This window comes from Streptomyces sp. NPDC041968 (assembly GCF_055589025.1).
In genome coordinates this window covers 75,585-97,992 of record NZ_JBVJCB010000017.1, presented here as the reverse complement: position 1 = coordinate 97,992, position 22,408 = coordinate 75,585, and the positions used below count along the sequence as shown (strand labels likewise).

16 protein-coding genes are annotated in these 22,408 nt (G+C 74.4%); 5 read left to right on the top strand and 11 right to left on the bottom strand.

What is annotated here, in order from left to right:
- Window positions 1–7: 7 nt before the first annotated feature.
- From ACZ6EG_RS31885 to ACZ6EG_RS31875, 3 genes are all read left to right on the top strand, one after another.
- Window positions 8–988 (top strand): ATP-binding cassette domain-containing protein, encoded by a 981-nt coding sequence (locus tag ACZ6EG_RS31885; protein ID WP_469609870.1) that lies wholly within the window; start codon window positions 8–10, stop codon window positions 986–988.
- Window positions 985–1,803: an ABC transporter permease gene (locus ACZ6EG_RS31880; protein ID WP_391968258.1), complete on the top strand. Its 819-nt coding sequence runs from the start codon at window positions 985–987 to the stop codon at window positions 1,801–1,803. The genes ACZ6EG_RS31885 and ACZ6EG_RS31880 overlap by 4 nt, the downstream gene beginning before the upstream one ends.
- A 164-nt stretch (window positions 1,804–1,967) precedes the next feature.
- Window positions 1,968–3,482 (top strand): hypothetical protein, encoded by a 1,515-nt coding sequence (locus tag ACZ6EG_RS31875; RefSeq protein WP_469609918.1) that lies wholly within the window; start codon window positions 1,968–1,970, stop codon window positions 3,480–3,482.
- Between the two features lie 95 nt (window positions 3,483–3,577).
- Here ACZ6EG_RS31875 and ACZ6EG_RS31870 read toward each other — a convergent pair whose 3' ends face one another.
- From ACZ6EG_RS31870 to ACZ6EG_RS31855, 4 genes are all read right to left on the bottom strand, one after another.
- Window positions 3,578–5,281, bottom strand: coding sequence for a glycosyltransferase family 2 protein (locus tag ACZ6EG_RS31870; RefSeq protein ID WP_469609866.1), 1,704 nt, complete (start codon window positions 5,279–5,281; stop codon window positions 3,578–3,580).
- Window positions 5,278–7,497 (bottom strand): CDP-glycerol glycerophosphotransferase family protein, encoded by a 2,220-nt coding sequence (locus tag ACZ6EG_RS31865; protein ID WP_469609863.1) that lies wholly within the window; start codon window positions 7,495–7,497, stop codon window positions 5,278–5,280. The genes ACZ6EG_RS31870 and ACZ6EG_RS31865 overlap by 4 nt, the downstream gene beginning before the upstream one ends.
- Before the next feature lie 137 nt (window positions 7,498–7,634).
- Window positions 7,635–8,513 (bottom strand): ABC transporter ATP-binding protein, encoded by an 879-nt coding sequence (locus tag ACZ6EG_RS31860; RefSeq protein WP_391968255.1) that lies wholly within the window; start codon window positions 8,511–8,513, stop codon window positions 7,635–7,637.
- Window positions 8,506–9,447, bottom strand: coding sequence for an ABC transporter permease (locus tag ACZ6EG_RS31855; protein WP_391968254.1), 942 nt, complete (start codon window positions 9,445–9,447; stop codon window positions 8,506–8,508). Before ACZ6EG_RS31855 ends, ACZ6EG_RS31860 begins: the two co-directional genes overlap by 8 nt.
- 179 nt (window positions 9,448–9,626) lie before the next feature.
- Between ACZ6EG_RS31855 and ACZ6EG_RS31850 the strand changes: the two genes are divergently transcribed.
- Window positions 9,627–10,253 carry a TetR/AcrR family transcriptional regulator gene (locus ACZ6EG_RS31850; RefSeq protein WP_469609860.1) on the top strand — a complete coding sequence of 209 codons (627 nt, stop codon included), beginning with the start codon at window positions 9,627–9,629 and terminating at the stop codon, window positions 10,251–10,253.
- 182 nt (window positions 10,254–10,435) lie between these two features.
- Here ACZ6EG_RS31850 and galE read toward each other — a convergent pair whose 3' ends face one another.
- Both galE and ACZ6EG_RS31840 read right to left on the bottom strand, forming a co-directional pair.
- The gene (galE, locus tag ACZ6EG_RS31845; RefSeq protein WP_391968252.1) at window positions 10,436–11,416 is read right to left on the bottom strand and encodes a UDP-glucose 4-epimerase GalE; all 981 of its coding nucleotides are present in this window, start codon (window positions 11,414–11,416) and stop codon (window positions 10,436–10,438) included.
- 74 nt (window positions 11,417–11,490) lie between these two features.
- Window positions 11,491–11,958 (bottom strand): MarR family winged helix-turn-helix transcriptional regulator, encoded by a 468-nt coding sequence (locus ACZ6EG_RS31840; RefSeq protein WP_391968251.1) that lies wholly within the window; start codon window positions 11,956–11,958, stop codon window positions 11,491–11,493.
- 143 nt (window positions 11,959–12,101) lie between these two features.
- Here ACZ6EG_RS31840 and ACZ6EG_RS31835 point away from each other — a divergent pair, with 143 nt between their 5' ends.
- A complete protein-coding gene (locus tag ACZ6EG_RS31835) occupies window positions 12,102–12,515 on the top strand; it encodes an organic hydroperoxide resistance protein (RefSeq protein WP_391968250.1) in 414 nt (137 codons plus the stop codon).
- Window positions 12,516–12,560: 45 nt separating this feature from the next.
- On the opposite strand, the gene ACZ6EG_RS31830 is transcribed toward ACZ6EG_RS31835, so the two are convergent.
- The 5 genes from ACZ6EG_RS31830 to ACZ6EG_RS31810 form a co-directional block, all read right to left on the bottom strand.
- The gene (locus ACZ6EG_RS31830) at window positions 12,561–14,114 is read right to left on the bottom strand and encodes a hypothetical protein (RefSeq protein ID WP_469609854.1); all 1,554 of its coding nucleotides are present in this window, start codon (window positions 14,112–14,114) and stop codon (window positions 12,561–12,563) included.
- A gap of 92 nt (window positions 14,115–14,206) precedes the next feature.
- Complete coding sequence (locus ACZ6EG_RS31825; protein WP_391968248.1) at window positions 14,207–15,484, bottom strand: hypothetical protein; 1,278 nt, start codon at window positions 15,482–15,484, stop codon at window positions 14,207–14,209.
- A complete protein-coding gene (locus tag ACZ6EG_RS31820) occupies window positions 15,481–17,706 on the bottom strand; it encodes a bifunctional glycosyltransferase/CDP-glycerol:glycerophosphate glycerophosphotransferase (RefSeq protein WP_391968247.1) in 2,226 nt (741 codons plus the stop codon). The genes ACZ6EG_RS31825 and ACZ6EG_RS31820 overlap by 4 nt, the downstream gene beginning before the upstream one ends.
- Before the next feature lie 7 nt (window positions 17,707–17,713).
- Window positions 17,714–19,921 (bottom strand): bifunctional glycosyltransferase/CDP-glycerol:glycerophosphate glycerophosphotransferase, encoded by a 2,208-nt coding sequence (locus ACZ6EG_RS31815; protein WP_391968246.1) that lies wholly within the window; start codon window positions 19,919–19,921, stop codon window positions 17,714–17,716.
- A 156-nt stretch (window positions 19,922–20,077) separates the two neighbouring features.
- Window positions 20,078–22,339 carry a bifunctional glycosyltransferase/CDP-glycerol:glycerophosphate glycerophosphotransferase gene (locus tag ACZ6EG_RS31810; protein WP_469609850.1) on the bottom strand — a complete coding sequence of 754 codons (2,262 nt, stop codon included), beginning with the start codon at window positions 22,337–22,339 and terminating at the stop codon, window positions 20,078–20,080.
- Window positions 22,340–22,408 lie beyond the last annotated feature (69 nt).

Sequence of the window (22,408 nt, the reverse complement as noted above, 5' to 3'; positions counted from 1 at the left end):
TTCCACCATGACCCACCTGGCGATCGCGGCGAACGGGCTGCGCAAGTCCTACGGCGACAAGACCGTGCTCGACGGCATCGACCTGGCCGTCCCCGAGGGAACGATCTTCTCCCTGCTCGGCCCGAACGGCGCCGGCAAGACCACCGCCGTGAAGATCCTCTCCACCCTCGTCTCCGCCGACCCGGGCACCGGCGGCATCCACATCGGAGGCCACGACCTGGCCGCCGACCCCCAGGCGGTCCGCGCCGCGATCGGGGTCACCGGGCAGTTCTCCGCGGTGGACGGCCTGATCACCGGCGAGGAGAACATGCTCCTCATGGCCGACCTGCACCACCTGTCCAGGGCCGAGGGGCGCCGGGTGACCGCCGAGCTGCTGGAGCGGTTCGACCTGAGGGAGGCGGCGAAGAAGCCGGCCTCCACCTACTCCGGCGGCATGAAGCGCCGCCTGGACATCGCGATGACCCTGGTCGGGGGCCCGCGGATCATCTTCCTCGACGAGCCGACCACCGGCCTGGACCCGCGGAGCCGCCACACCATGTGGGGCATCATCCGCGAGCTGGTCACGGGCGGGGTGACGGTCTTCCTCACCACCCAGTACCTGGAGGAGGCCGACGAACTCGCCGACCGCATCGCCGTGCTCAACGACGGCGGGATCGTCGCCGAGGGCACCGCGGAGGAGCTGAAGCGGCTCGTCCCCGGCGGCCACGTGCGCCTGCGCTTCACCGACCCCGCCGCCTACCGGAGCGCCGCCCTCGCCCTGGGCGAGGTCACCCGCGACGACGAGGCGCTCGCCCTGCAGATCCCGTCCGACGGCAGCCAGCGCGCACTGCGCGCCGTCCTCGACCGGCTCGACGCGGCCGGCGTCGAGGCCGAGGAGCTGACCGTGCACACCCCCGACCTCGACGACGTGTTCTTCGCCCTGACGGACACCGCCGCGCGGTCCGGCCTGTCCCGCCCCACCGACCAGCCCAAGGAGACCGCACGATGAGCACCCCCGCCGCTCCCGCCCGCCCGAGCCGGATGTCCCTCGCCGTGCGCGACTCGTCCACGATGCTGCGCCGCAACCTCCTGCACGCCCGGCGCTATCCGTCCCTCACCCTGAACCTGCTGCTCACGCCGATCATGCTGCTGCTGCTCTTCGTGTACATCTTCGGCGACACGATGAGCGCGGGCATCGGCGGCGGCGGCCCGGACCGCTCCGCGTACATCGCGTACGTCGTCCCGGGCCTGCTGCTGATGACCATCGGCAGCACCGTGATCGGCACCGCGGTCTCCGTGGCCGGCGACATGAACGAGGGCATCATCGCCCGCTTCCGCACCATGGCGATCCACCGCCCCTCGGTGCTCGTCGGACATGTGGTCGGCAGCGTGCTGCAGTCGGTCCTGAGTGTGGTCCTCGTGGGGATCGTGGGCGCGGCCATCGGCTTCCGCTCCACGGACGCCACCGCCCTGGAGTGGCTCGCGGCCTTCGGACTGCTCGTGCTCTTCGCCACGGCGCTCACCTGGATCGCGGTCGGCATGGGCCTGGTCAGCCCGAACGTCGAGGCGGCCAGCAACAACGCGATGCCGCTGATCCTGCTGCCGCTCCTGTCCAGCGCCTTCACCCCGGTCGACTCCATGCCCGGCTGGTTCCAGCCGGTCGCCGAGTACCAGCCCTTCACGCCGGCCATCGAGACCCTGCGGGGTCTGCTGCTCGGCGGGGAGATCGGCCACAACGGCTGGCTCGCCGTCGCCTGGTGCGTGGGCCTCACGGTCCTCGGCTACTTCTGGTCGACCACGACGTTCAACCGCGACCCGAAGTAGCCGGCATGCCGGCGCGGGCCCACCCGCAACGCGTTCCGCCCCCGGGGCGGCGTCCCCCGACACCGAGTCGGCAGACGCCGCCCCGTTCCGCGTGGGCGGTCCCGCGCGCACGGTGTCCCCGCACTCGGCAGAGAACGGGACATTACGGATAAAGTGACGGCGTGATGGAGCGCCCCGGGACGTCGCGTGCCGTACCGCCACGCACGGTCGCCGCCCCAGGAGCGGCCACCGTCGGCGCGGTCGCCGCCCTCCTCCTCCTGCTGCTGCTCCTGGTGGTCGTCCGGCTGCCCTGGGCCGGTGACCTGGGCATGCACGCGGCCACCCTGCAACGCCTGCGGCACAGCCTGCTCGACCCCGGCAACCCCCTGGTCGACGCGGACACCCCGAGCCCGTACTACTCGCCCTGGATGGTGCTGCTGGGCTGCGTGGCGCGGGTGACCGGGTTCTCCGTCTTCGTCGTGCTGCGGCTCGGGGCGCTGGTGGCGCTGGGGCTGCTGACGACCGGAGTGTGGCGGTACGTCCGCACGCTGAGCGCCCGCCCGGCCGCACCGCCGCTCGCGCTGCTGTGCCTGGTGCTGCTGTGGGGGACGGCCCAGTTCGGCTGGAGCGGCTTCCTCGGGCTCACCTCCCTCGCCCTGACGGTGTCGTACCCGAGCGTCCTCGCGCTCGGCCTCGCCTTCCACCTCTGGGCCTGGCTGGCCCGGGCCGTGCGCGGGAGCGGGGAGCGGCCGGCGGGGTGGGGGGTCCTGGCCGGGCTCGGGGCGCTGTGGGCGGTGGTCCTGCTGGTGCACCAGTTCTCCGGGATCGTCGCCTCCCTGGGCGTCCTCGCCGTCGTGGGGGCGGCGCGGGCCGGGCGGCGGGTGTGGGGGCGGCTGGGCGCGGGGCTGCTGGTGGGAGCGGTGGTGCTGTGGCTCTGGCCGTACTACGACTTCTACGCGCTGCTCGGTGCCGGTGACGGGATGGACGCGGTGCACCGGTCGCTCTACCGGGACCTGTTCGGGCGGTGCTGGCTGGTTCTGCTGGGGGTGGCGGCGCTGGGGATGCGGTGGTGGCGCGACCGGCGGGACCCCCTGGTGCTGTTCTTCCTGCTGGGCGCGGTCGTGTTCGCGGCGGGCGGGGTGAGCGGGCACTGGTCCTGGGGACGGGTGCTGCCCGCCGCGCTGATCCCGGCGCAGGTCGCGGTGGCGCTGGAGGTGGTGGAGCCGGGGCGGCGGGCGGTGCGGGCCGGGTGGGCGTGCGTGCTGGCCGCGGCGCTGGCGGTGGGGGCCTGGGCGCAGGCGGGGACGCTCGCGTACGTGGTCGACCGGGAGGCCCTGCCGGGCGCGGTCGCGGGGAAATCCCCTGAACCGTGGCCGGGATACCACTGGATCACGCCGTGGGTGGGCTACGGGGACGTGGTCATGGCGCGGCGGCTCCCGGCGCGGGAGATCCCGGCGTACGGGGCGTACACGGTGGCTCCCGGCTATCCCGACTTCTTCCTGCGGGACGAGGACACCCGGGCGGCGGCGGTGCGGACGTACTTCGCGCGGGACACGGCGGCGGGGACGCGGCGCGACATCGTGCGGGAGTACGGCGTGCGCTGGGTGGTGGACCGGGGCGCGGGGCTCCGCGGGGCCGAGGGACTGCGGGTGGTGGCCCGGGGGCCGGGCGGGCAGGTGCTGTACGCGGTGGCGGACTGAACGGCGGTTCGGCCGGGCACGCGGGGAGCGCGACCTGTACCCCGCCCGCCCCGGTGGGGTGCCGGCGCTCTCGGCCGTGCCGGCGGTGCGGGAGGTCAGCGCAGGACCGCGGCCGCCAGGCGGGCCGCCCGTTTCACGCGGGGCGTGGCCAGGCGGCGCACGGCCGGTCGGACGACGGCAGCCGTGCTGCCCACGGGCTGCCAGCGGATCTGCAGGCGGCCCGGGTCGTGACCCTCCGGTTCCGCGGTGACCCGGTGGGGGGTGGTGCCCCCGTGGTACGGGACGCGGGCGGTCAGGGGCGGGAAGGACAGCGGAGCCAGGAGCACGCCCGTGTGGGTCCGGCCCTGGCCGCGGAGGCGGAGCACGGGGTGGCGGACGCCCTCGAAGCCCTGCACGGGCAGGCGCGCCGACGCCAGGTCCAGGCGCACCCGGCCCTCGAAGACACCGGGGCGGACGGGGGAGAGGCGGAAGGCGACCGTGAGCCGGCGGCGCCCGGGGGCGAGGTGGAGGGTGGCGCGCTGGGGGCCGACCGGGAGGCGCAGAGCGGGATCGTAGGTGCGGACCGTCAGGTCGACCGAGGCTCCGGGCCCCCGCGCGATCTCGGTGATCTCGTGGCGGAACAGGGCGGTGAAGAACGGACGGGTGTCCAGGTCCAGGTCCGTCAGGTCCAGTTCGCCGCGGGCCGGTTCGGAGCGGGGGACCTCCCCGCCCCAGTAGGTGCGGCCGTCCGCCGGGTCCGTAATGGTCCGGCGCGGGGCGACGTCGTGGCCGAGGCCGCGGGCCGCCTCCCGGACGTCGTCGAGGCGGCGGTCGCGGACCAGCTGGAGCACGACGCGTTCGGCGCGGGGCAGGCGGGCGAAGGCGCCCGGGGCCAGGGTGTCGAGGTACGGGGCCATGAGGTCCGCGAAGGACGCCAGCCACGCGTCGTCCCGGTACGGCAGGTCACCGGCGTACATCCGGAAGTCGTGCTTGAGGAACTTGAAGTCCTTGTCCTCGCGCAGCGACCCGTGCCCGCTCCCGGCCAGGAACGCGTCGATCAGGCGCTGCACGTGCACGCGGTCCCGGACGTTGCTCAGCTTGTGCCGCTGGTTGGAGATGGAGGCGGCCTCGAAGGCGGCGTACGGGGCGACGTACCAGCGGTAGACCGGTTCCGGGACGACGGTGAACGCCCTGGCCAGGCAGTACGCCTGCGCGGAGAAGAGCTGGTCCTCGTAGTGGATGCCCTCCGGGAAGCGCAGGCCGTGCCGGTCGAGGAAGGTCCGGGCGTACATCTTGCTGGTGGCCAGGTGCTCGAAGAGCAGCCGCGGGTCGGCCTCGATGCCGTCGAGCGTGCGGCGCTCGGCGACCAGGTGCGGCATCCACGTCGTACGGCGTCCGTTGTCCACGCGCACCCGGTGCACCGCGCCCATCGCGAAGTCGAGGTCGCGTTCCCGGTGGGCGGCGAGCAGCACCTCGACGGCGCGCTCCGGCAGCTCGTCGTCGCTGTCCAGGAACATCAGGTACGGCGCCCGCGCGATCTCCAGGGCGCGGTTGCGCGGCGCGCTGCAGCCGCCGCTGTTCTCGGGCAGGCGGAGGTACACGACACGGGGGTCGAGTGCCGCCAGCCGCCGCGCCACGTCGGGGGTCGCGTCCGTCGAGTGGTCGTCGCTGATGACGACCTCGATGTCGGTGTGGGTCTGGCGCAGGACGGACGCGACCGCGCGGGGCAGGCGTTCGGCGTCGTTGTGGACGATGACCGTGACGGTGACGTCCGGCGTGGTCACGGCCGTGCTCCTGGCCGGGCTCTGGACCGTGGTCATGACGCGGTCGCCTCCTCGGGGCTCGGGGCCGGGGTGCGCTCCTCGATCGGCAGTACCGGCGGCAGCGTCCGCTCGTCCTCCCCGAGGAAGACCCGGCGGACGACGCGCTCGGCGGCGCGGCCGTCGTCGTACTCGCAGAACCGGCGCCGGAAGGCGGTCCGCGTCTTCGCCGCGCGCTCGTCGTGCCAGGCGTCCGTGCTGAGGATGTCCACCAGCTCCCGCTGGGTGCGGGCGACCGGGCCCGGGGCCTCGGCCGTCAGGTCGAAGTAGACGCCGCGGGTGGTGCGGTACGTCTCCCAGTCGTCGGCGTGGATCACGATCGGGCGGTCGAGGTTGGCGTAGTCGAACATGATCGACGAGTAGTCCGTCACCAGCGCGTCGGCCGCCAGGCACAGCTCCTCGACGGGGTCGTAGGAGGAGACGTCGATGATCCGGCCGGCGCGGCGCAGACCGGCCAGCGGGGAGGAGGGGGAGGCGGCGGTCTCGTAGAAGTAGTGGGCCCGCACCAGCAGAATCGTTTCTTCGCCGAGTTGGTCGGCGAGCGCGGCGAGGTCCAGGCGCGGCGTCCAGCCGGCCTCGTAGTCGCGGTGGGTCGGCGCGTACAGGACCGCTCTGCGGCCGGGCGCGATGCCGAGGCGCGCGCGGACCGCCCGGACCTCGGCGGCACCGGCGCGGTAGTAGACGTCGTTGCGCGGATAGCCGTGGTCCAGGGAGACGTGCCGGGAGGGGTAGGCCCGCTGCCACATGCGGGTCGAGTGGCTGTTGGCGGAGACGCTGAAGTCCCACTTGTCGACGCGCTCCAGCAGCGCCTGGAAGTCCAGGCCCCGGGCGGCGGCCGGGTACGGCAGCTGGTCCAGGCCCATGCGCTTGAGCGGGGTGCCGTGGTGGGTCTGGAGGTGGACGGTGCCGGGGCGTTTGACGACCGCGTCCGGGAAGTTGACGTTGTTGACCAGGTACTTGGCCCGCGCCAGCACCTCCCAGTAGCGGCGGGTGCCGGGCACGACGTGGTCGGTGCCGGGCGGCAGCAGGGCGGCGCCCGCCGCGGTGACCACCCATACCGGGTGGACACCGGGGGCGAGCCGGGCCAGCTCGGCGGCTATCGCGGCCGGGTTGCAGGCCACGCCGCGGGCCCAGTACGCGGAGAAGACGGCGAGGTGGGGATCGACCGGCTCGGCCAGCGCCCGGCGGTACTGGGCCGTGCGCAGCAGCGTGCCGGCCCGGCGCCTGCCGGTGCGGACGGCGGAACGCACCCTGCGGCGCGTGCGGTTGGCGGCCTGGAGCGCGCGGTACTCCATGCAGGCGTCCTCCTCCAGCAGCGACCGGCGCAGGCCTTCGAGGCCGGGCGGTCGCCGGTGGCCGTCGGGGCGGCGGTGCCGGGCGGCCAGGGAGGCCCGCCGGAAGAACTCCCGCGCGACGTCGTCCGGCATGCCGGCGCGGGCGAAGGTGCGCAGGCAGTCGCCGACCATCAGGTCGTACAGGACGGCGTAGGCGGCCGGGCGGTCGGCGGCCAGGTCCAGGAGGCTCTCGTAGCGCTCGACCAGCGCGTGCCGCCGCTCGGGCGGGACGGGGGGCAGGCTCTCGCGGCGCAGCGCGCGGACCTCGTAGGCGGCGTGGGAAAGGCACGCGACGCGGTCGGCGAGCAGCAGGGCCGTGTACGCGGCGAACGGCTCGTCGTCGGTGGTGAGGAGCCGTTCGTGGTCCCGCCAGAAGGCGGCGCGCACGGCGCGGTTGCCGAGCAGCGGGGCCAGCCCGAGCAGCGCCGCGCGGTCGTCGAGGGCCAGGGCGGCGCCGCCCGCCCGGGCGAGGCGGGGGCCGTCGGGGGAGGGCAGGCCGGTGGTCCGCCAGGTGCTGCGGACATGGTCGAAGAGCAGGACGTCCACGGTGTCCGGGAGGCTCGCCGCGTGGTCGGCGATGGTGCGCGGGGCGCCGGCGGGCAGTCCGTCCTTGGCGTGGACGAAGTGCAGCCACCGGCCGGAGGCCCGCGCCGCCCCCGCCGCGCGGGCCGCGGCGTCACCGGCCCCGTCCGGCAGCGGAAGCACGGTGAACGCGGGCGCGTGCTCTTCGGCCGCCTCCCGGGCCCAGTCCCCGACGGCGGCGACGATCACCTCGACGCCGCCGTCGGGCGGCTGGGCGGCCAGGGGGCCGAGGAGTGCGGGCAGGTGGTCCTGGGCGTTGGGTCCGTACACGACGACGCTGAGTTCGGGGGTCTCGGACATCGCGGGGACTCCTTCGCCTTCGTCGCTCCCGGCCTACTCCTGGCTGCTCGGCCTATTGGGTCATAGTGGCACCAAACGGGCGACAGGGTGAGTCGGGAGTGCGCCTGACGGGCGAAGGGCGACCGGCGCCGGGGCGTTCAGGCGGCCGTCTTCGCCCCCGGTGCCGGCTTCGGTGCCGCCTTGGGCGCGGGCTTGGGCTTCGCCGCCCTGTCCGGGCCGCCGGTGAACTTCTCGTACTCCTTCAGCACCTCGTCCGTCGGGCCGTCCATCCGCAGCTCGCCGCGCTCCAGCCACAGCACCCGGTCGCAGGTGTCGCGGATGGACTTGTTGCTGTGGCTGACCAGGAACACCGTGCCGGCGTGCTTGCGCAGCTCCCGGATGCGTTCCTCGGAGCGCTTCTGGAAGGCGCGGTCGCCGGTGGCCAGGGCCTCGTCGACGAGGAGGACGTCGTGGTCCTTGGCGGCGGCGATGGAGAACCGCAGCCGGGCCGCCATGCCGGAGGAGTACGTGCGCATCGGCAGGGTGATGAAGTCACCCTTGTCGTTGATCCCGGAGAAGTCGACGATCTCCTGGTACCGCTCCTTGATCTGGGCCCGGGACATGCCCATCGCCAGACCGCCGAGGTAGACGTTGCGCTCGCCGGTGAGGTCGTTCATCAGGGCCGCGTTGACGCCGAGGAGCGAGGGCTGGCCGTCGGTGTGGATGCGGCCGTTCTCCACCGGGAGCAGCCCGGCGACCGCCTTGAGCAGCGTCGACTTGCCGGAGCCGTTGGTGCCGATCAGGCCGATGGCCTCGCCCCGGTACGCCACGAAGGACACGTTGCGCACGGCGTGCACCCGGCGCACGCCCGCGGCCTTCTCGGCCTTCCCGCGGCGCAGGATGCGGTTGAGGGCGGCGGTCGCGGAGCCGCGGCCCGCGCCGGTGCCGTTGACCCGGTAGACGATGTCGACGCCGTCGGCGATGACGGTGGGGACGCGCTCGCCCGCCTGCTCGGTGATGCCGGTGTTGTCAGCCACGACCGTACGTCTCCTCGGCCTTCCAGAAGTAGATGAAGCCGCCGATCCCGGCGACCAGGGCCCAGCCCAGGGCCAGCGCCCACACGTGGTCCGGCAGCATGCCGCCGCCGAAGCTGTCGATCAGCGCGAAGCGCATCAGGTCGATGTAGACGACGGCCGGGTTGACCTGGAGGAGCGGCCCGACCCACGAGGGCAGGCCGCTGTCCGGGCCGGTCATGTGATGGATGCTGAACATCACGCCCGAGCCGTACATCCAGGTCCGCAGCAGGAACGGCATCAGCTGCGCCATGTCCGGGATCTTGGAGCCGACCCGGGCCATGACCAGTGCCACGCCCGCGTTGAACACGAACTGCAGCACCAGCGCGGGGACCGCGAGCACCCAGGACGCGGCGGGCGGCACGCCGAAGGCGAGCAGGATCACGACCAGGGCGGCCATCGAGAACAGCAGCTGCTGGAGCTGCTGGAGGCAGAAGGAGACCGGCAGCGCCGCCCGCGGGAAGTGCAGGGCGCGCACCAGGCCGAGGTTGCCGGAGACGGCCTTGGTGCCCGCCATGATCGAGCTCTGCGTGAACGTCCACACGAACACGCCGGTCACCAGGAACGGGACGAAGTCCTCCACGCCCTGCCTGGTGTCCATCAGGACGCCGAAGATGAAGTAGTACACCGCCGCGTTGAGCAGGGGCGTCATCACCTGCCAGAGCTGGCCCAGCTTGGCCTGGCTGTACTGGGCGGTGAGCTTGGCGGTGGCGAAGGCGGTGATGAAGTGCCGGCGCGCCCACAACTGGCGGACGTACTGGGGCAGTGAGGGGCGGGCGCCGCTGACCGACAGACCGTGACGGGCGGCGAGGGCCGCGAGGTCGTGGTCGCCGGGGGGCGCGGCCGGGGCCGGTGCGGGGGCCGGTGTCGGGGGCGGTGTGTCGAGGGCCTGGCTCACATCCGCTGCTTTCGCTCGGAGGGGGAGAGGGGGCGGCGCCCGGCGTTCACCCGAGTGACCTCGTGCGTTCACTTACGTCGGGACGGGACCGTATCGTCGTGACGTGAGGGTAGGGCGTGACGGCGTCGGGACGCAACCGTTCCGTCGTGACGCCCGTATCGCCCCTATGCTTGGCTCGCATGACGACCAACGCCGACGAGCCGCAGCCGCGCCCGCGCCGCCGGGCCCCCGCCGGGGCGGCGGTGCTGCGCGAGGACGTGACGGAGGCGATCCGGGCGGCGGTCTTCGAGGAGCTGGCGGCGGTCGGCTACGCGCGGATGTCCATCGAGGGGATCGCGCGCCGCGCGGGGGTCGGCAAGACGGCGGTGTACCGGCGCTGGCGCTCCAAGCTGCACCTGGTGCTCGACATCGTCTCCGCGCTCGCCGTCCAGGGCCTGCCCGCGCCCGACACCGGGTCGCTGGAGGGCGACCTGCGGCTGCTGTACGAGGTGACCTCGCGGGCGCTGCGCCACCCGGTGGCCTCGCAGATCATCCCCGACCTCCAGGCGGAGGCGGCCCGCAATCCCGACATCGCCGAGGCGCTGCGGAAGGCCCTGCGGGAGGGGCAGGACGGCGTCGCCAGCAGGATCCTCGCCGCTGCCGGGGAGCGCGGCGAGGTCGGCCCCGGCCTCGACACCGACCTGGCCCTCGACCTGATCTCGGGCCCGCTGTACTGGCGCTCGGTGGTCATCCGCAGCCCGAAGCTGCCCAAGGGCTACCTGGGCGCGCTGGCGCGGGCCACGGCGGAGGGCCTCAAGGCGCTGTGAGCGCGGTCGCCTCCGGGTGAAGCTCCGGGCCGCGGGGTGCCGGCCGGGCGGGCGGGCGTGCCCCGGTGGTCGGCCTCGGCCGGTGTGGCGGCCCGCGTTCCCCGGCCGGGGAGATCCGTCGGGGCTGTGAGGGGCGCCCGGGGTGGCCCGGGTGCCGCGCGGACGGGGTGGTCCGACCGGGTTCAGTCCCGCGCGGCCCCCGGATGCAGCCGCACCCAGCCCGCCCACGCCGACGTGATCATGTCCTCGACGTCGTGCTTGGCCTTCCAGTCCAGCTCGACGGCGGCGCGGTCGGCCGAGGCGACGACGCGGGCCGGGTCGCCGGGGCGACGCGGGGTGACCGTCGGGGGCTGGTCGTGGCCGGTGAGGGCGTTGATGCGGTCGATCATCTCGCGGACGGAGACGCCCTCGCCCCGCCCGATGTTGAGGGTGAGGGAGCGGCCCGGGGAGGCGGCCAGGGCGCGGGCCGCGGCGACGTGGGCCTCGGCCAGGTCGACCACGTGGATGTAGTCGCGGACGCAGGTGCCGTCCGGCGTCGCGTAGTCGTCGCCGAAGACCCGCGGGGCGGCGCCCTCGGTGAGCTTCTCGAAGACCATCGGGACGAGGTTGTAGACACCGGTGTCGGCGAGTTCCGGGCTCGCCGCGCCCGCCACGTTGAAGTAGCGCAGCGAGGCCGTGGACAGGCCCGCCGCCCGCCCGGTCGCCCGGACCAGCCACTCACCCGCCAGCTTGGTCTCACCGTACGGGGACAGGGGCAGGCACGGCGTCTCCTCCGTCACCAGGTCGACGTCGGGCATGCCGTACACGGCCGCGGAGGAGGAGAAGACGAACGACGCGACACCGGCCTCCGTGGCCGCCTCCAGCAGGACGCGCAGGCCCTCCACGTTCTCCCGGTAGTAGTGGAGCGGCAGGTCCACCGACTCGCCGACCTGCTTCTTCGCCGCGAGGTGCACGACCCCGGTGACGGAGTGGTCGGTGAGGGCGCGCGCGACCCGCTCGCCGTCCAGGACCGAGCCCACGACCAGGGGGACGCCGTCGGGGACGCGCTCGGCGATGCCGGTGGACAGGTCGTCGTACACGACCGCCCGCTCGCCCGCCTCGGTCATCGCCCGTACGACGTGCGCCCCGATGTAGCCGGCGCCGCCGGTGATCAGCCAGGTCATTGCGGCCGTCCCCTCGTCAGTGGTCCTCGGTAGCCATGATCCGTCATCCCGGGACCCGGTGGTCACCGCACCCGTCAGGACGCCGGGGGTGACCCGGTGCCGTACGCGTCCAGGGCGGCCGTGAGCCGGTTCAGCCGGGCGCCCAGGTCCTGGATCTCGGCGAGGTCCAGGCCGGTCGCCCCGGCGATCCGGCGCGGCACCTCGCCGGCCCGCTCGCGCAGCGCCACGCCCTCCGCGGTCAGCCCGACCTCCACCGACCGCTCGTCGCGCGCGCTGCGCTCCCGCCGGACCAGTCCGGCCGCCTCCAGCCGCTTGAGCAGGGGCGAGAGCGTGCCGGAGTCGAGCCGCAGCCGCTCGCCGAGCTTCTTCACCGGCAGCTCCCCGTCCTCCCACAGCACCAGCATCACCAGGTACTGCGGGTAGGTGAGCCCGAGGTCCTTGAGGACCACGCGGTAGACGCCGTTGAAGGCACGCGAGGCGGCGTTGAGCGAGAAGCAGATCTGCTGGTCGAGGCGGAGCCAGTCCGTTGCGGGCGTGGTCATGGCTCCAGGGTAGCGGGGTGGGGATTGCGCGTCATTCAGTTGTGCACAACTTAATTGTGTGTCACAGTTGGTGTCGTCGGGGCGCCGGGAGGCCGGCCGCCCGGCACGCTTCTCGCCAGATCTCTTCAGAGGGAAGGTTCCCCATGGACGCGCTCTACACCGCCGCCGCCACCGCCACCCACGGCCGCGACGGCCGCGCCGTCAGCTCCGACGGCAAGCTCGACCTCGCGCTCAGCGCCCCCGCCGAGATGGGCGGCGACGGCAAGGGCACCAACCCCGAGCAGCTGTTCGCCGCCGGGTACGCCGCCTGCTTCGGCAGCGCCCTCGGTGTCGTCGGCCGGCAGGCGAAGGTCGACGTCAGCGAGGCGGCGGTGACCGCCGAGGTCGGCATCGGCAAGCAGGGCGAGGGCTTCGCGCTCGCCGTCACCCTCCGGGTGGAGCTGCCCGAGGGCGTGGACGAGGAGACCGGCCGCAAGCTGGTCGAGCAGGCCCACCAGGTCTGCCCCTACTCCAACGCCACTCGCGGCAACATCCCGGTCGAGCTCGTCATCGAGTAGAGCCCCCCGGCCCCCCGGCCCCCCGGCCCGCCCCCGGGCAGGCCCTCACCCGACCCGCGCCAGCACCTCGCCCGTCCGTTCGCTCCACGCCACCACCACCGCCTCCTCGGGCACCGGCTGCCAGCGCGTCAGCAGCAGCCAGCGGACGTGGTGGCGGCGGACCACGGCGGCGCGCTCCGCGCGGGTCGAGCCGGGCGCCAGGTACGCCTCGACGTCGGCCACCCGCCGCCGGCGCTCCCGTTCGTCGAGCGAGGGGTCCGGCCAGGCGGGCGCCGCGAGGTTGGGTCCGTACCCGGCGATGGCGTGCCCGGCGTAGTAGCCGTCGGTGATCACGACCTCGCCGGGACCGATGTGCCGGGCCGCCCACGCGTACGTCGGCCACCGCGGGGGCTGCTCGAAACCGACCGGGTCCAGCGCGCGCGGCACCACCGCCCCGGCGTGGACCGCGAGGAAGCCCAGCAGGGCCCCGGCGGCCGCGGCCCCGCCCAGCGCCCGCCGCCACCGCTCCCACGGCCGGGGCGCCGCCAGCTCCACCGCGAGGGCGAACTGCGCCGGCACCAGCGTCAGCCCGAGAATGCGGCCGTAGGTGTAGTGGCCGCTGAACCAGCCGTACGCCACCACCGCGCAGTCCAGCGCGAACATCAGCACCAGCGGGTCCCGCGCCGAGCGCCGCCCGCGCAGCCACAGCGCCGGCAGCCCGAGCAGGGCCAGCCAGAACTCGCCGGGCAGATCCAGGTACAGCACCCGGTGCATGCCGTCCACGCTGTCGTCCCCGGCCAGCGCGAACACGTCGAAGTACGGCCACGCCGCCGCCGAGGCCACCGCCGCCGCGCCCGTCAGGGCCCACCGTCCGACGACCGCCGTGCGCCACCGGCGCTGCCAACCGCCCACCAGGGCCACCGCGCCCAGCGCCGCCGCCACCGAGGTGATCGGGTGGACGAGGAGGATCAGACCGTAGAGGACGCCCAGGCCCGCGTACCCGGGCAGGCCGCGCAGCCCGCTCGGTCCCAGGTAGCGCACCCGGCGCGCGTCCCGTGCCCGGGCACCGGTGAGCGCCCAGGCCCAGAAGGTGAGCCCGATCGCGAAGGCCGACGGGTAGCCCAGGTTGCCGGTCATCGACATCAGCCCGAGGTAGCCGCTCCACCAGGCCCGCTCGGTCCCCCACAGCAGCGTCATCGCGCCCAGCGCCAGCACCGGCGCCCACGGCCGGGGGGAGAGCACCCTGACGAAGCGGCCCAGGCCGGTCAGCAGGACCAGCAGGTTCACCGGCCCGGCCAGCCGCACCACCTCCCAGCCGCCCAGGCCGGTCAGCCGGGCGAACAGGCCCTGCGCCACCGCGTAGGGCGAGTAGTAGGCGCTGCCCGCGCCGGGCAGGTCGGCCATCGGATGGCGGGGATGGAGGAGATCGGCCTTCAGGCGCTCGACGACGGCCGCGTGCTGTCCGGCGTCGCAGCACAGCGGCACCGCCCAGTACGCCAGCGACATCAGCAGGAAGAACAGGAAGCCGGCGACCTGGTACGGGGTGGGACGCCAGGCGCGGCCGCCGCGCAGCGCCGTCGCGCCGCGCACGGGCCGCCGGACGAGGACGCCGGCGCTCACGGAAGAGATGACTGGTGGGACATTCGGGGCATTTGCCGTATGTTCCCGTCGGGGTCAACGACATGAACCCAAGTCACCTCATCGAGTGATCCTCAGTTGATCGCGCGGGCCCGGTCGGTGTGCCCCTGCGCCGGCAGTGCCACCCGGCCCCGCACCACCGGCTCCAGCAGCATCGGCACCCCCACCACCGGCAGCAGCCACGCCAGCACGATCAGCCGCCCGCCCCAGATGTCGATGTCCGGATGCGCGGCCTGGGTGAGGATCCCGGTGAACGCGGCCGCGACCAGGAAGACGCCGACCGCGCCCCCGCGCCGCAGCGCACCCCACGCCCCCGCCCCCAGGGCCGCCGCGAACAGCGGCTCCCACGCCTGGCGGCGCAGCCACTCCACCCAGAAGTTGCCCTGCAACTGCCAGAACTCCGGCCACGGGTCCTCCCGGTCGGGCCGGGCGAAGTGCCCGGTGAGCAGGTCCTGGAGGCTGTCGGACACGGTCGGGTAGTGCAGCAGCCGCGCCAGGACCATGGTCAGGGCCGCGCCGCACAGGCCGGTCACCGCGATCGCGAGCACGTCCCGGCCGGGCGGCCGGCCCCGCCGGTACCGCCGCAGGGCCAGCAGCGCGCCCGCCGCCGCCAGGCACAGCCCGAGGAAGAGCGCCTGGGAGTGCTTGACGGCGAACAGCGCGAGCAGCGACCCGGCGACCAGCAGGAGCCCGGCCCGCCCGCGCCCGGCCCGCAGCACCAGCGCACAGCCCCACACCGCCGCCAGGGTCAGCGCCATCAGCAGCCCCTCGGCCATCGGGCGCATGGCCGTCGTGCCGCTCGGCAGCACGTAGTAGAGCGCCTGTCCGGTCAGCGCGAGCGGTACCGGGACCGACAGGGTGCGCAGGATCAGGAAGACCAGCACCCCGCCCGCGCACGCCAGCACGACCCCCGCGGCCCACAGCCCCCAGGTCGCCCCGAAGGCCAGGACGAACGGCACCAGGAACGCCGGATAGCCGGGCCGCGCCTCGAAGATCCGCATGAAGCGTTCCTCCATGTACGGCACCGTGTGCCCGCCGGTCTGCCCGGCCGCCAGCCGCGGCTCCACCTGCCGCCACTGGCGCTGGCGGCACTCGGCCGCGACCCGGTCGCCGGGGTCGGGGCGGTGGAAGCGGACCACGTGCACGCTCTGGTCGCGGCGGGCCGCGGAGGCCTGGCTCGCGCACACGTAGTCGATGGTCGCCGCCGCCACCCCGCGCTTGCTCTCCCCGGTGAGACTCAGGGCGTACGCCAGGTAGTTCTTCGTGTCGGGGGTGTCCCGGCCGGTGATGTTCGCGAGCTGGAGCGCGGCGAACACGGCCGCCACCACCAGCACCCAGCCGCGCGGCCTCACGAGGAGGTCAGCAGGTCGCGGCGGGCCTGCGCGGCCCGGGCCCCGGGGACGGCCGGCGGCTGTGGCTCGGGCATCCGCTCGCCCAGCATCAGCGTCCGCACGACCCGCTCGGCGGCCCTGCCGTCCTCGTACTCGCAGTACCGGGCCCGGAAGGCGGACCTGAGGCGCGCCGCCTCCTCGTCCCGCCACGCCCCGGAGTCCAGCAGCCACGCCAGCTCCCGGTACGAACGCGAGACGTGGCCCGGAGCCTCGGCGGTGATGTCGAAGTAGGCGCCGCGGCTCGCCGTGTAGGCCGCCCAGTCGTCGGCGTGGATGACGACCGGCCGGTCCAGGAGGACGTAGTCGAACATCAGGGCGGAGTAGTCGGTGATCAGCAGGTCGGAGGCGAGCATCAGGTCCTCCACGTGCGGCTCGTCCGTCGCGTCGACCAGGACGCCCCGCCGGTGCAGCTCCGACAGGCCCAGACCGCGCGCCGGTCCGGTGGCCAGCGACGGGTGCAGCCGCACCACCAGGGTGTGCCCCTCCCCGAGATCGGCGGCGAGACGGGCCAGGTCGATCCGGTCGACGTGCCCGCCCCGCCGGTACTCGCGGCGGGTCGGCGCGTACAGCACGACGGTGTGCCCGTCGGGGACGCCGAGCCGCTCACGGACCCGCCGGCCCTCCTCGGGGCCCGCGTTCACCAGCACGTCGTTGCGCGGGCTGCCCGTGCGCGCGGACGTGAAGTGGCACGGGTACGCCCGCTCCCACACCCGCTCCGCGTACCGGCCCGCGACCAGGCTGTGGTCCCAGCGGTCGGCCCGGCGCAGCATCTGCGGCACGTCCAGGCCGTGCCGGGCGCCGGGCCGGCCCAGCAGATCGACGCCCATGTACTTCAGCGGCGTGCCCTGGTGGGTGTGGATGTGGACACTGCCGGGGCGCTTGGCCACCGCACCGGGCCAGTTGACGTTGTTCACGAAGAACGTCGCCCGCTCGGTCACCCGGCGGTAGGCCGCGCTGCCGAGGATCACGTGCTCCGTGTCCGGCGGCAGCAGCGGCACGTCCTCCTCGTCGCGCACCACCCACACCCCGCGCAGGTGCGGGGCGATCTCGCGGGCCTTGCGGTGGACCGCCGCCGGGTCCCCCAGCACACCCCGGTGGGAGAACGCCGAGTACACGACGAGGTCCCCGACCAGCGGGCGGCGCGTGTGCACCGCGGTCCTGACCCGCCCCGCACGTGAGGCGACCGCCCCGCGCACCTGCCGCGCCCGCCGCTCCAGCTCCCGGCCCGCCCGCCCGGACCGCCGCCGCAGGCGGTACGCGGTGTACCCGCCCTCCAGGACGCGCAGTTCGGCCGGGACCTCGGCGCCCTCCGGCCGGTACGCGCGGAACATCTCGGCGGTGCGGCCGAAGAACTCGCCCCGGTCGGACGGCGGCAGCCGGTCCGGCTTGCTCAGGATGTCCAGGCAGTGCTCGCCCATCTTGGTGTGCAGGAACGGCCGCCAGCGGGCCAGCTCCGGACGCGCGTCGAGGAACGCGAACACCCGCTCGTACTGCGCGTGGACGTCGAAGTGCTTGCGGCTGGTGGTGGACAGGATGTTGCCCTGGCGGCGCTGGCGGTAGTTCAGGCAGATCCGGTCCAGCGCGGCGATCCGCCCGGCGCTGAACATGACCGGGAAGGTCCAGGGCGTGTCCTCGTAGTAACCCGGCGGGAAGGTGAAGCCCTCCCGCTCCACGAAGTCGCGCCGGTAGACCTTGTTCCACACCACCATCAGCAGGTCGAGGATCTCCGGGTGCCCGGCGGCGGTGAAGGTGCCGTCGCCGGCCTCCGCCAGGACCCGGGCCAGGGCGTTGCGCCGGGTGCCGCCCCACCAGTAGGTGCGCGCGTAGTCGAAGACGAGGACGTCGGGGTCGTCGGTCTCCGCGAGCCGGTCGGCCATCGCGCGCAGGGCGCCCGGGGTCAGGGAGTCGTCGCTGTCGAGGAAGAAGAGGTAGTCACCGGTGGCGTGCGGCAGCCCGGCGTTGCGGGCCCGGCCGAGGCCCACGTTCTCCGCCAGGTGCAGCACCCGCACCCGGTCGTCGCGGGCCGCGTACTCGTCGAGGATGGCGCCGCTGCCGTCCGGCGAGCAGTCGTCGACGGCGACGACCTCGATGTCCCGGTAGGACTGGTCCAGGACCGAGTCCAGGCACTCGCGCAGGAAGCCCTGCACCTTGAAACAGGGGAGGATGACGCTGAAGCGGGGCACTGCGGGATCAGCTCCTTACGAGGGTGGCGGCGGCGGGGGCCGGGACGCGCTCGGCGAGCGGGGTCACGGGCGGGAGCGCCTCGGGCGGCTCGCCGAGCAGCACCCGGCGCACCACGCGCTCGGCGGCCCGGCCGTCGTCGAAGTCGCAGAACCGCTCGCGGAAGGCGGCCCGCAGCGCCGCCGACTCCCGGCCCGCGAAGGTGCCGTCGCGGAAGACGCGGGCCAGCTCCTGCGGTGTCCGCGCCACCGGGCCGGGCGGCGCCGCCATCAGGTCGAAGTAGACCCCGCGGGTCTCCCGGTAGACCTCCCAGTCGTCGGCGTACACGACGATCGGCCGGTCCAGGTTGGCGTAGTCGAACATGATCGACGAGTAGTCGGTGATCAGCGCGTCGGCGGCCAGGCACACGTCCTCGGAGGAGCGGTGTGCGGTCACGTCGATGATCCGGCCGCTGCTCGCGGCGCCGCCCCGGTCGTAGAAGTAGTGGGCCCGCAGCAGCACGACCACGTCCTCGCCGGCCGCCTCGCAGAACGCCTCCAGATCCAGGCCGCCGGCGCCGAACCCCGCCTCGTGGTCGCGGTGCGTGGGTGCGTACAGCACGGCCGTCCTCCCCTCCGGGACGCCCAGCTCGCGCCGGACGCGGGCGACGTCCTCGGCGGTGGCCGTGCAGTAGACGTCGTTGCGCGGATAGCCGTACTCCAGCTGCTCGTACGAGCCGGGGAAGGCGCGCTCCCACATCTGGGTGGAGTGGCGGTTGGCGCAGAGGTTGTAGTCCCAGCGGTCCACCCGGCCAAGCAGCCTGGTGAAGCTGCCGCTGGCCGCCGCCACCACGGGGTACGTCGACTGGTCGACGCCCATCGTCTTCAGCGGCGTGCCGTGCTGGGTCTGCACGTGCACACTGCCGGGGCGCTTGACGACGCCCTCGGCGAAGTTGGCGTTGTTGACCAGGTACGTGGCGCGGGCCAGCACCTCCCAGTAGCGCCGGCTGCCGATGACCGCGTGGTCGACGTCCTTCGGGACGGTGTGCGCCTGGTCCGCCTCGACCAGGAACACCGACCGCAGGTGCGGGGCGAGTTCGCGGGCCTTGGCGTGGATCGCGGCCGGGTTGCAGGCGTAACCGCGGCCCCAGTAGGCGCAGTACACGACGAGGTTCGGGTCGAGCGGGCGGCGCAGCGCGCGGCGGTAGCGCAGCCGGGTGCGCAGCCCGTGCGGGCGTGGCAGCCGCAGCAGGACGCCGGAGGCGGCGCGGTGGGCGGCGCGCAAGACGCGGAAGCCGGTGTAGGACCCGGAGGCCAGCAGCCGGTGCTGGACGCCGAGCCGGCCGCCCGGCGGCCGGAAACCGGCGGGACGGTGGCGCCGGTAGAGGCGGCTCGCGCGGCGGAAGAAGGCACGGCGGCCCCGGCGGGTCAGGCGCCGCGGATGGGTGGCCGTCTTCAGGACCGCCGCGAAGAGCTGCTCGAACAGCGGCCCGCGCCGCTCGGCCGGCAGCCCCCGCTCCTCGGCGTGCGCGAGGGCCCGTTCGGCCTGGTCGAGGAGGTCCGCGTGGTGCTCGCCCGGCAGGCTCAGCCGGCTGCCCTGCCGGCGCACCAGATGCCGTACGACCACCGACCGCAGCACCGTGACGCGCTCGGCGCGCGCCGAGACCAGCGCCCCGAAGCCGACGTCGGTGAAGTGCCCGTCGGGGAAGTCCAGTCGCCGCTCGGTGAGGAAGGTGCGGCGGTAGACGGCGCTCCAGGCGGGCAGCCGCACGCCGGTGAGGTGCGGGGCGCGGTCGGGGGCGAAGGCGCCGTCCGGGGCCTTCGCCAGCAGCGGGGCCGCCGGGTTGGCCGGCTCGCCCTCCCACCAGGGCACCCGCTCGTGCTCGAAGTACAGGACGTCGACGCCCCCGGTGTCCGCCAGCCGCGCGTCCAGCGCCGCCAGCGCGCCCGGGACGAGGACGTCGTCGCCGTCGAGGAACAGCAGGTACGCGCCGGTCGCCGCCCGCATCCCGGTGTTGCGCGCCCCGGCCAGCCCGGCCTCCGGCGGCGCGTGCACGGGCGCCACCCGGGAGTCCCGCTCGGCGCGCTCCTCCACGACGTCCGCCGCGGCGCGGTCCGGGGCGTCGTGGACCGGGATCAGCTCGAAGTCGCCGAAGGACTGGGCGAGGACGGAGTCCAGCGCCTGGGACAGCCGCCCCGCGACCCCATGGGACGGGACGATGATGCTGAAGCGGGGCATACTGCTCTTTCTCTCGTTGTCCTGGTCCGAAGGGAGCCCCCGCCGCTCACGCCGTGCGGCGGCCCGGCCGTCCCGTCGGCCGCACGGTGGACGGCCGGGGCGGAGTGGGCCGCTTCGAGCTGCGGGGCATGCGAACTCCCAGTGGACAAACGGCGATCAGAGGCTGTCGGTGACGGTGCGAGGCCCGGCGGGTTGCGGCACGGTGGCCAGCGGGGGCCGGGCGAGGGCCGCGGCGGCGGAGGGCACGGGGCGGCGCGCGGCCGGCGGCACGACGGGCGGCAGGTCCGTCTCCCCGAGCACCACCCGGCGCACGACGCGCTCGGCGGCGCGCCCGTCGTCCCAGGGGCAGAACCGCTCCCGGAAAGCCGTCCTGAGCTGCGCGGACCGCGAGCCGCACCAGTGGCCGTCGGCGAAGATGTCGATCAGCTCGTCCTCGTCCCGGGCGATCGCTCCCGGCGGCAGCTCACGCAGGTCGAAGTAGGTCCCGCGGGCCGCCTCGTACGCCTCCGGCTCGTCGGCGTGGATCACGATCGGGCGGTCCAGACCCGCGTAGTCGAACATCAGTGCCGAGTAGTCGGTGACGAGCGCGTCCGAGGCCAGGCAGAGCGACTCCACGCTCGGGTGGTCGCTGACGTCGAGGACGCGGCCCCCGGACTCGACGAGCGGGCCGCCGTTGCGGGGGTGGGCGCGGGCCAGCACCATGAAGCGCGGCCCGAGACGGGTCAGGACGCGCTCCAGGTCCAGGGCGGCGCGCTGGGTACGCCGGTAGTCGCGGTGGGTCGGCGCGTACAGGATCGCGACCGTGCCGTCGGGGATGCCGAGGCTCTCCCGCAGCCGGGCCACGTCCGCGGCGGTCGCCCGCTGGAGGGCGTCGGTGCGGGGCTGGCCGTACTCCAGCGTGGTGTAGTCGCCGGGGTGGACGCGTTCCCAGGTCAGCGTGGAGTGGCGGTTGGCGGAGACGACGTAGTCCCAGGAGTCGACGTCGCGCAGCAGCCGGGCGAAGTCGGTGCCCCGCGCCGCGGCCGGGCGTTCCTGGAGGTCCAGGCCCATGTGCTTGAGGGGCGTCCCGGCCTGCGTCTGGATCAGCACCTGCCCCTTGCGCTTGACCAGGCCGGCGTCGAAGCCCGCGTTGTGCACCACGTACCGGGAGCGGGCCAGCGCCGTCCAGTAGGCGGCCGTGCCGGGGGTCAGGCGGCGCGGGCCGGGCGGGACGGTGTGGTGGTGCGCGGGGTCGGCGGCCCACGCCGTGCGCACGTGCGGCGCGAAGTCGCGGAACGCCTCCTCCAGCGCGCCCGGGTTGCAGCCGTGACCGCGGTCGCCGTGGGCCGCGAAGACGGCGCGGTCGGCGCGCAGCGGGAGACGGCGCTGGACGCGGTAGTGCAGGCGCAGGGCGCCGGCCCGTGCGGCGCGCAGCAGCTTCGCCGTGACCTTCACCGTCCGGCGGCGCAGGGCCGACGCCAGCCGCAGGGTCTCGTAGGTGCGGCGCAGGCCGAGCCGGAGCAGGGCGTGGCGCAGCCGCACGGGCAGCGGGGCGGGGGCGCCGGGGACCCGGTAACGGCGGCAGTGGACGCGGGCCCGGCGCAGGAACTCCGCGCGCAGGGAGCGCGGGAGGCGGTCGGGGCGGGTGAACACCGTCGTCAGGTGGTCGGCCATGCGGCGGTAGAGCACCGGCCGCCAGCGGGTCCGCTCCGGGTGCGACTCCAGGAACGCGAAGACACGGTCGTACTGCGCGAAGACGTCCAGGTGCCGTTCGCTCGGCGTGCCCAGGATGCTGCCGCGCCGGCGCTGCCGGTAGTGGACGCAGACCCGGTCCAGGGTGGCGACGGACTCCGCCGTCAGCAGGACCGGGTACGTCCACGGGGTGTCCTCGTAGTAGCCCGGCGGGAAGGTGAACCCCTCGCGCTCGGCGAACTCGCGGCGCACCGCCTTGTTCCAGGCCACCATCAGCAGCTTCAGCAGCCCCGGCCGGTCGGTGAGCCGGAACGGTGCCGGGCCCCGCTCGGTGAGGTGCGCGGCGGCCTGGTTGCGGACCGCCTCGCCCGACCAGTGCGTCCGCGCGTAGTCGTAGACCAGGACGTCCGGCTCGCCGGTCTCCTTGATCCGGTCCGCGATCGCCCTGAGCGCGTCCGGGGTCAGGGTGTCGTCACCGTCGAGGAAGACCAGGTAGTCGCCGGTCGCCCGCTCCAACCCGGCGTTGCGGGCGGGGCCGAGGCCCTGGTTCTCGGGCAGGTGCACGACGCGGACGCGCGGGTCGCGGGCCGCGAACTCGTCGGCGATCGCGCCGCAGGCGTCCGGCGAGCAGTCGTCGACCGCGATCACCTCGAGGTCCGGGTACGACTGCGACAGCACCGATTCCAGGCACTCGTGCAGATACGCCTGAACCTGGTACGCGGGGACGATGACACTGAACCGGGGCACGGGACATCCATGGGTCGGCGGGGTCGGCGCGGGCGCTCTGCCCGGGAACGGCCGATGGAGTGACTTGGT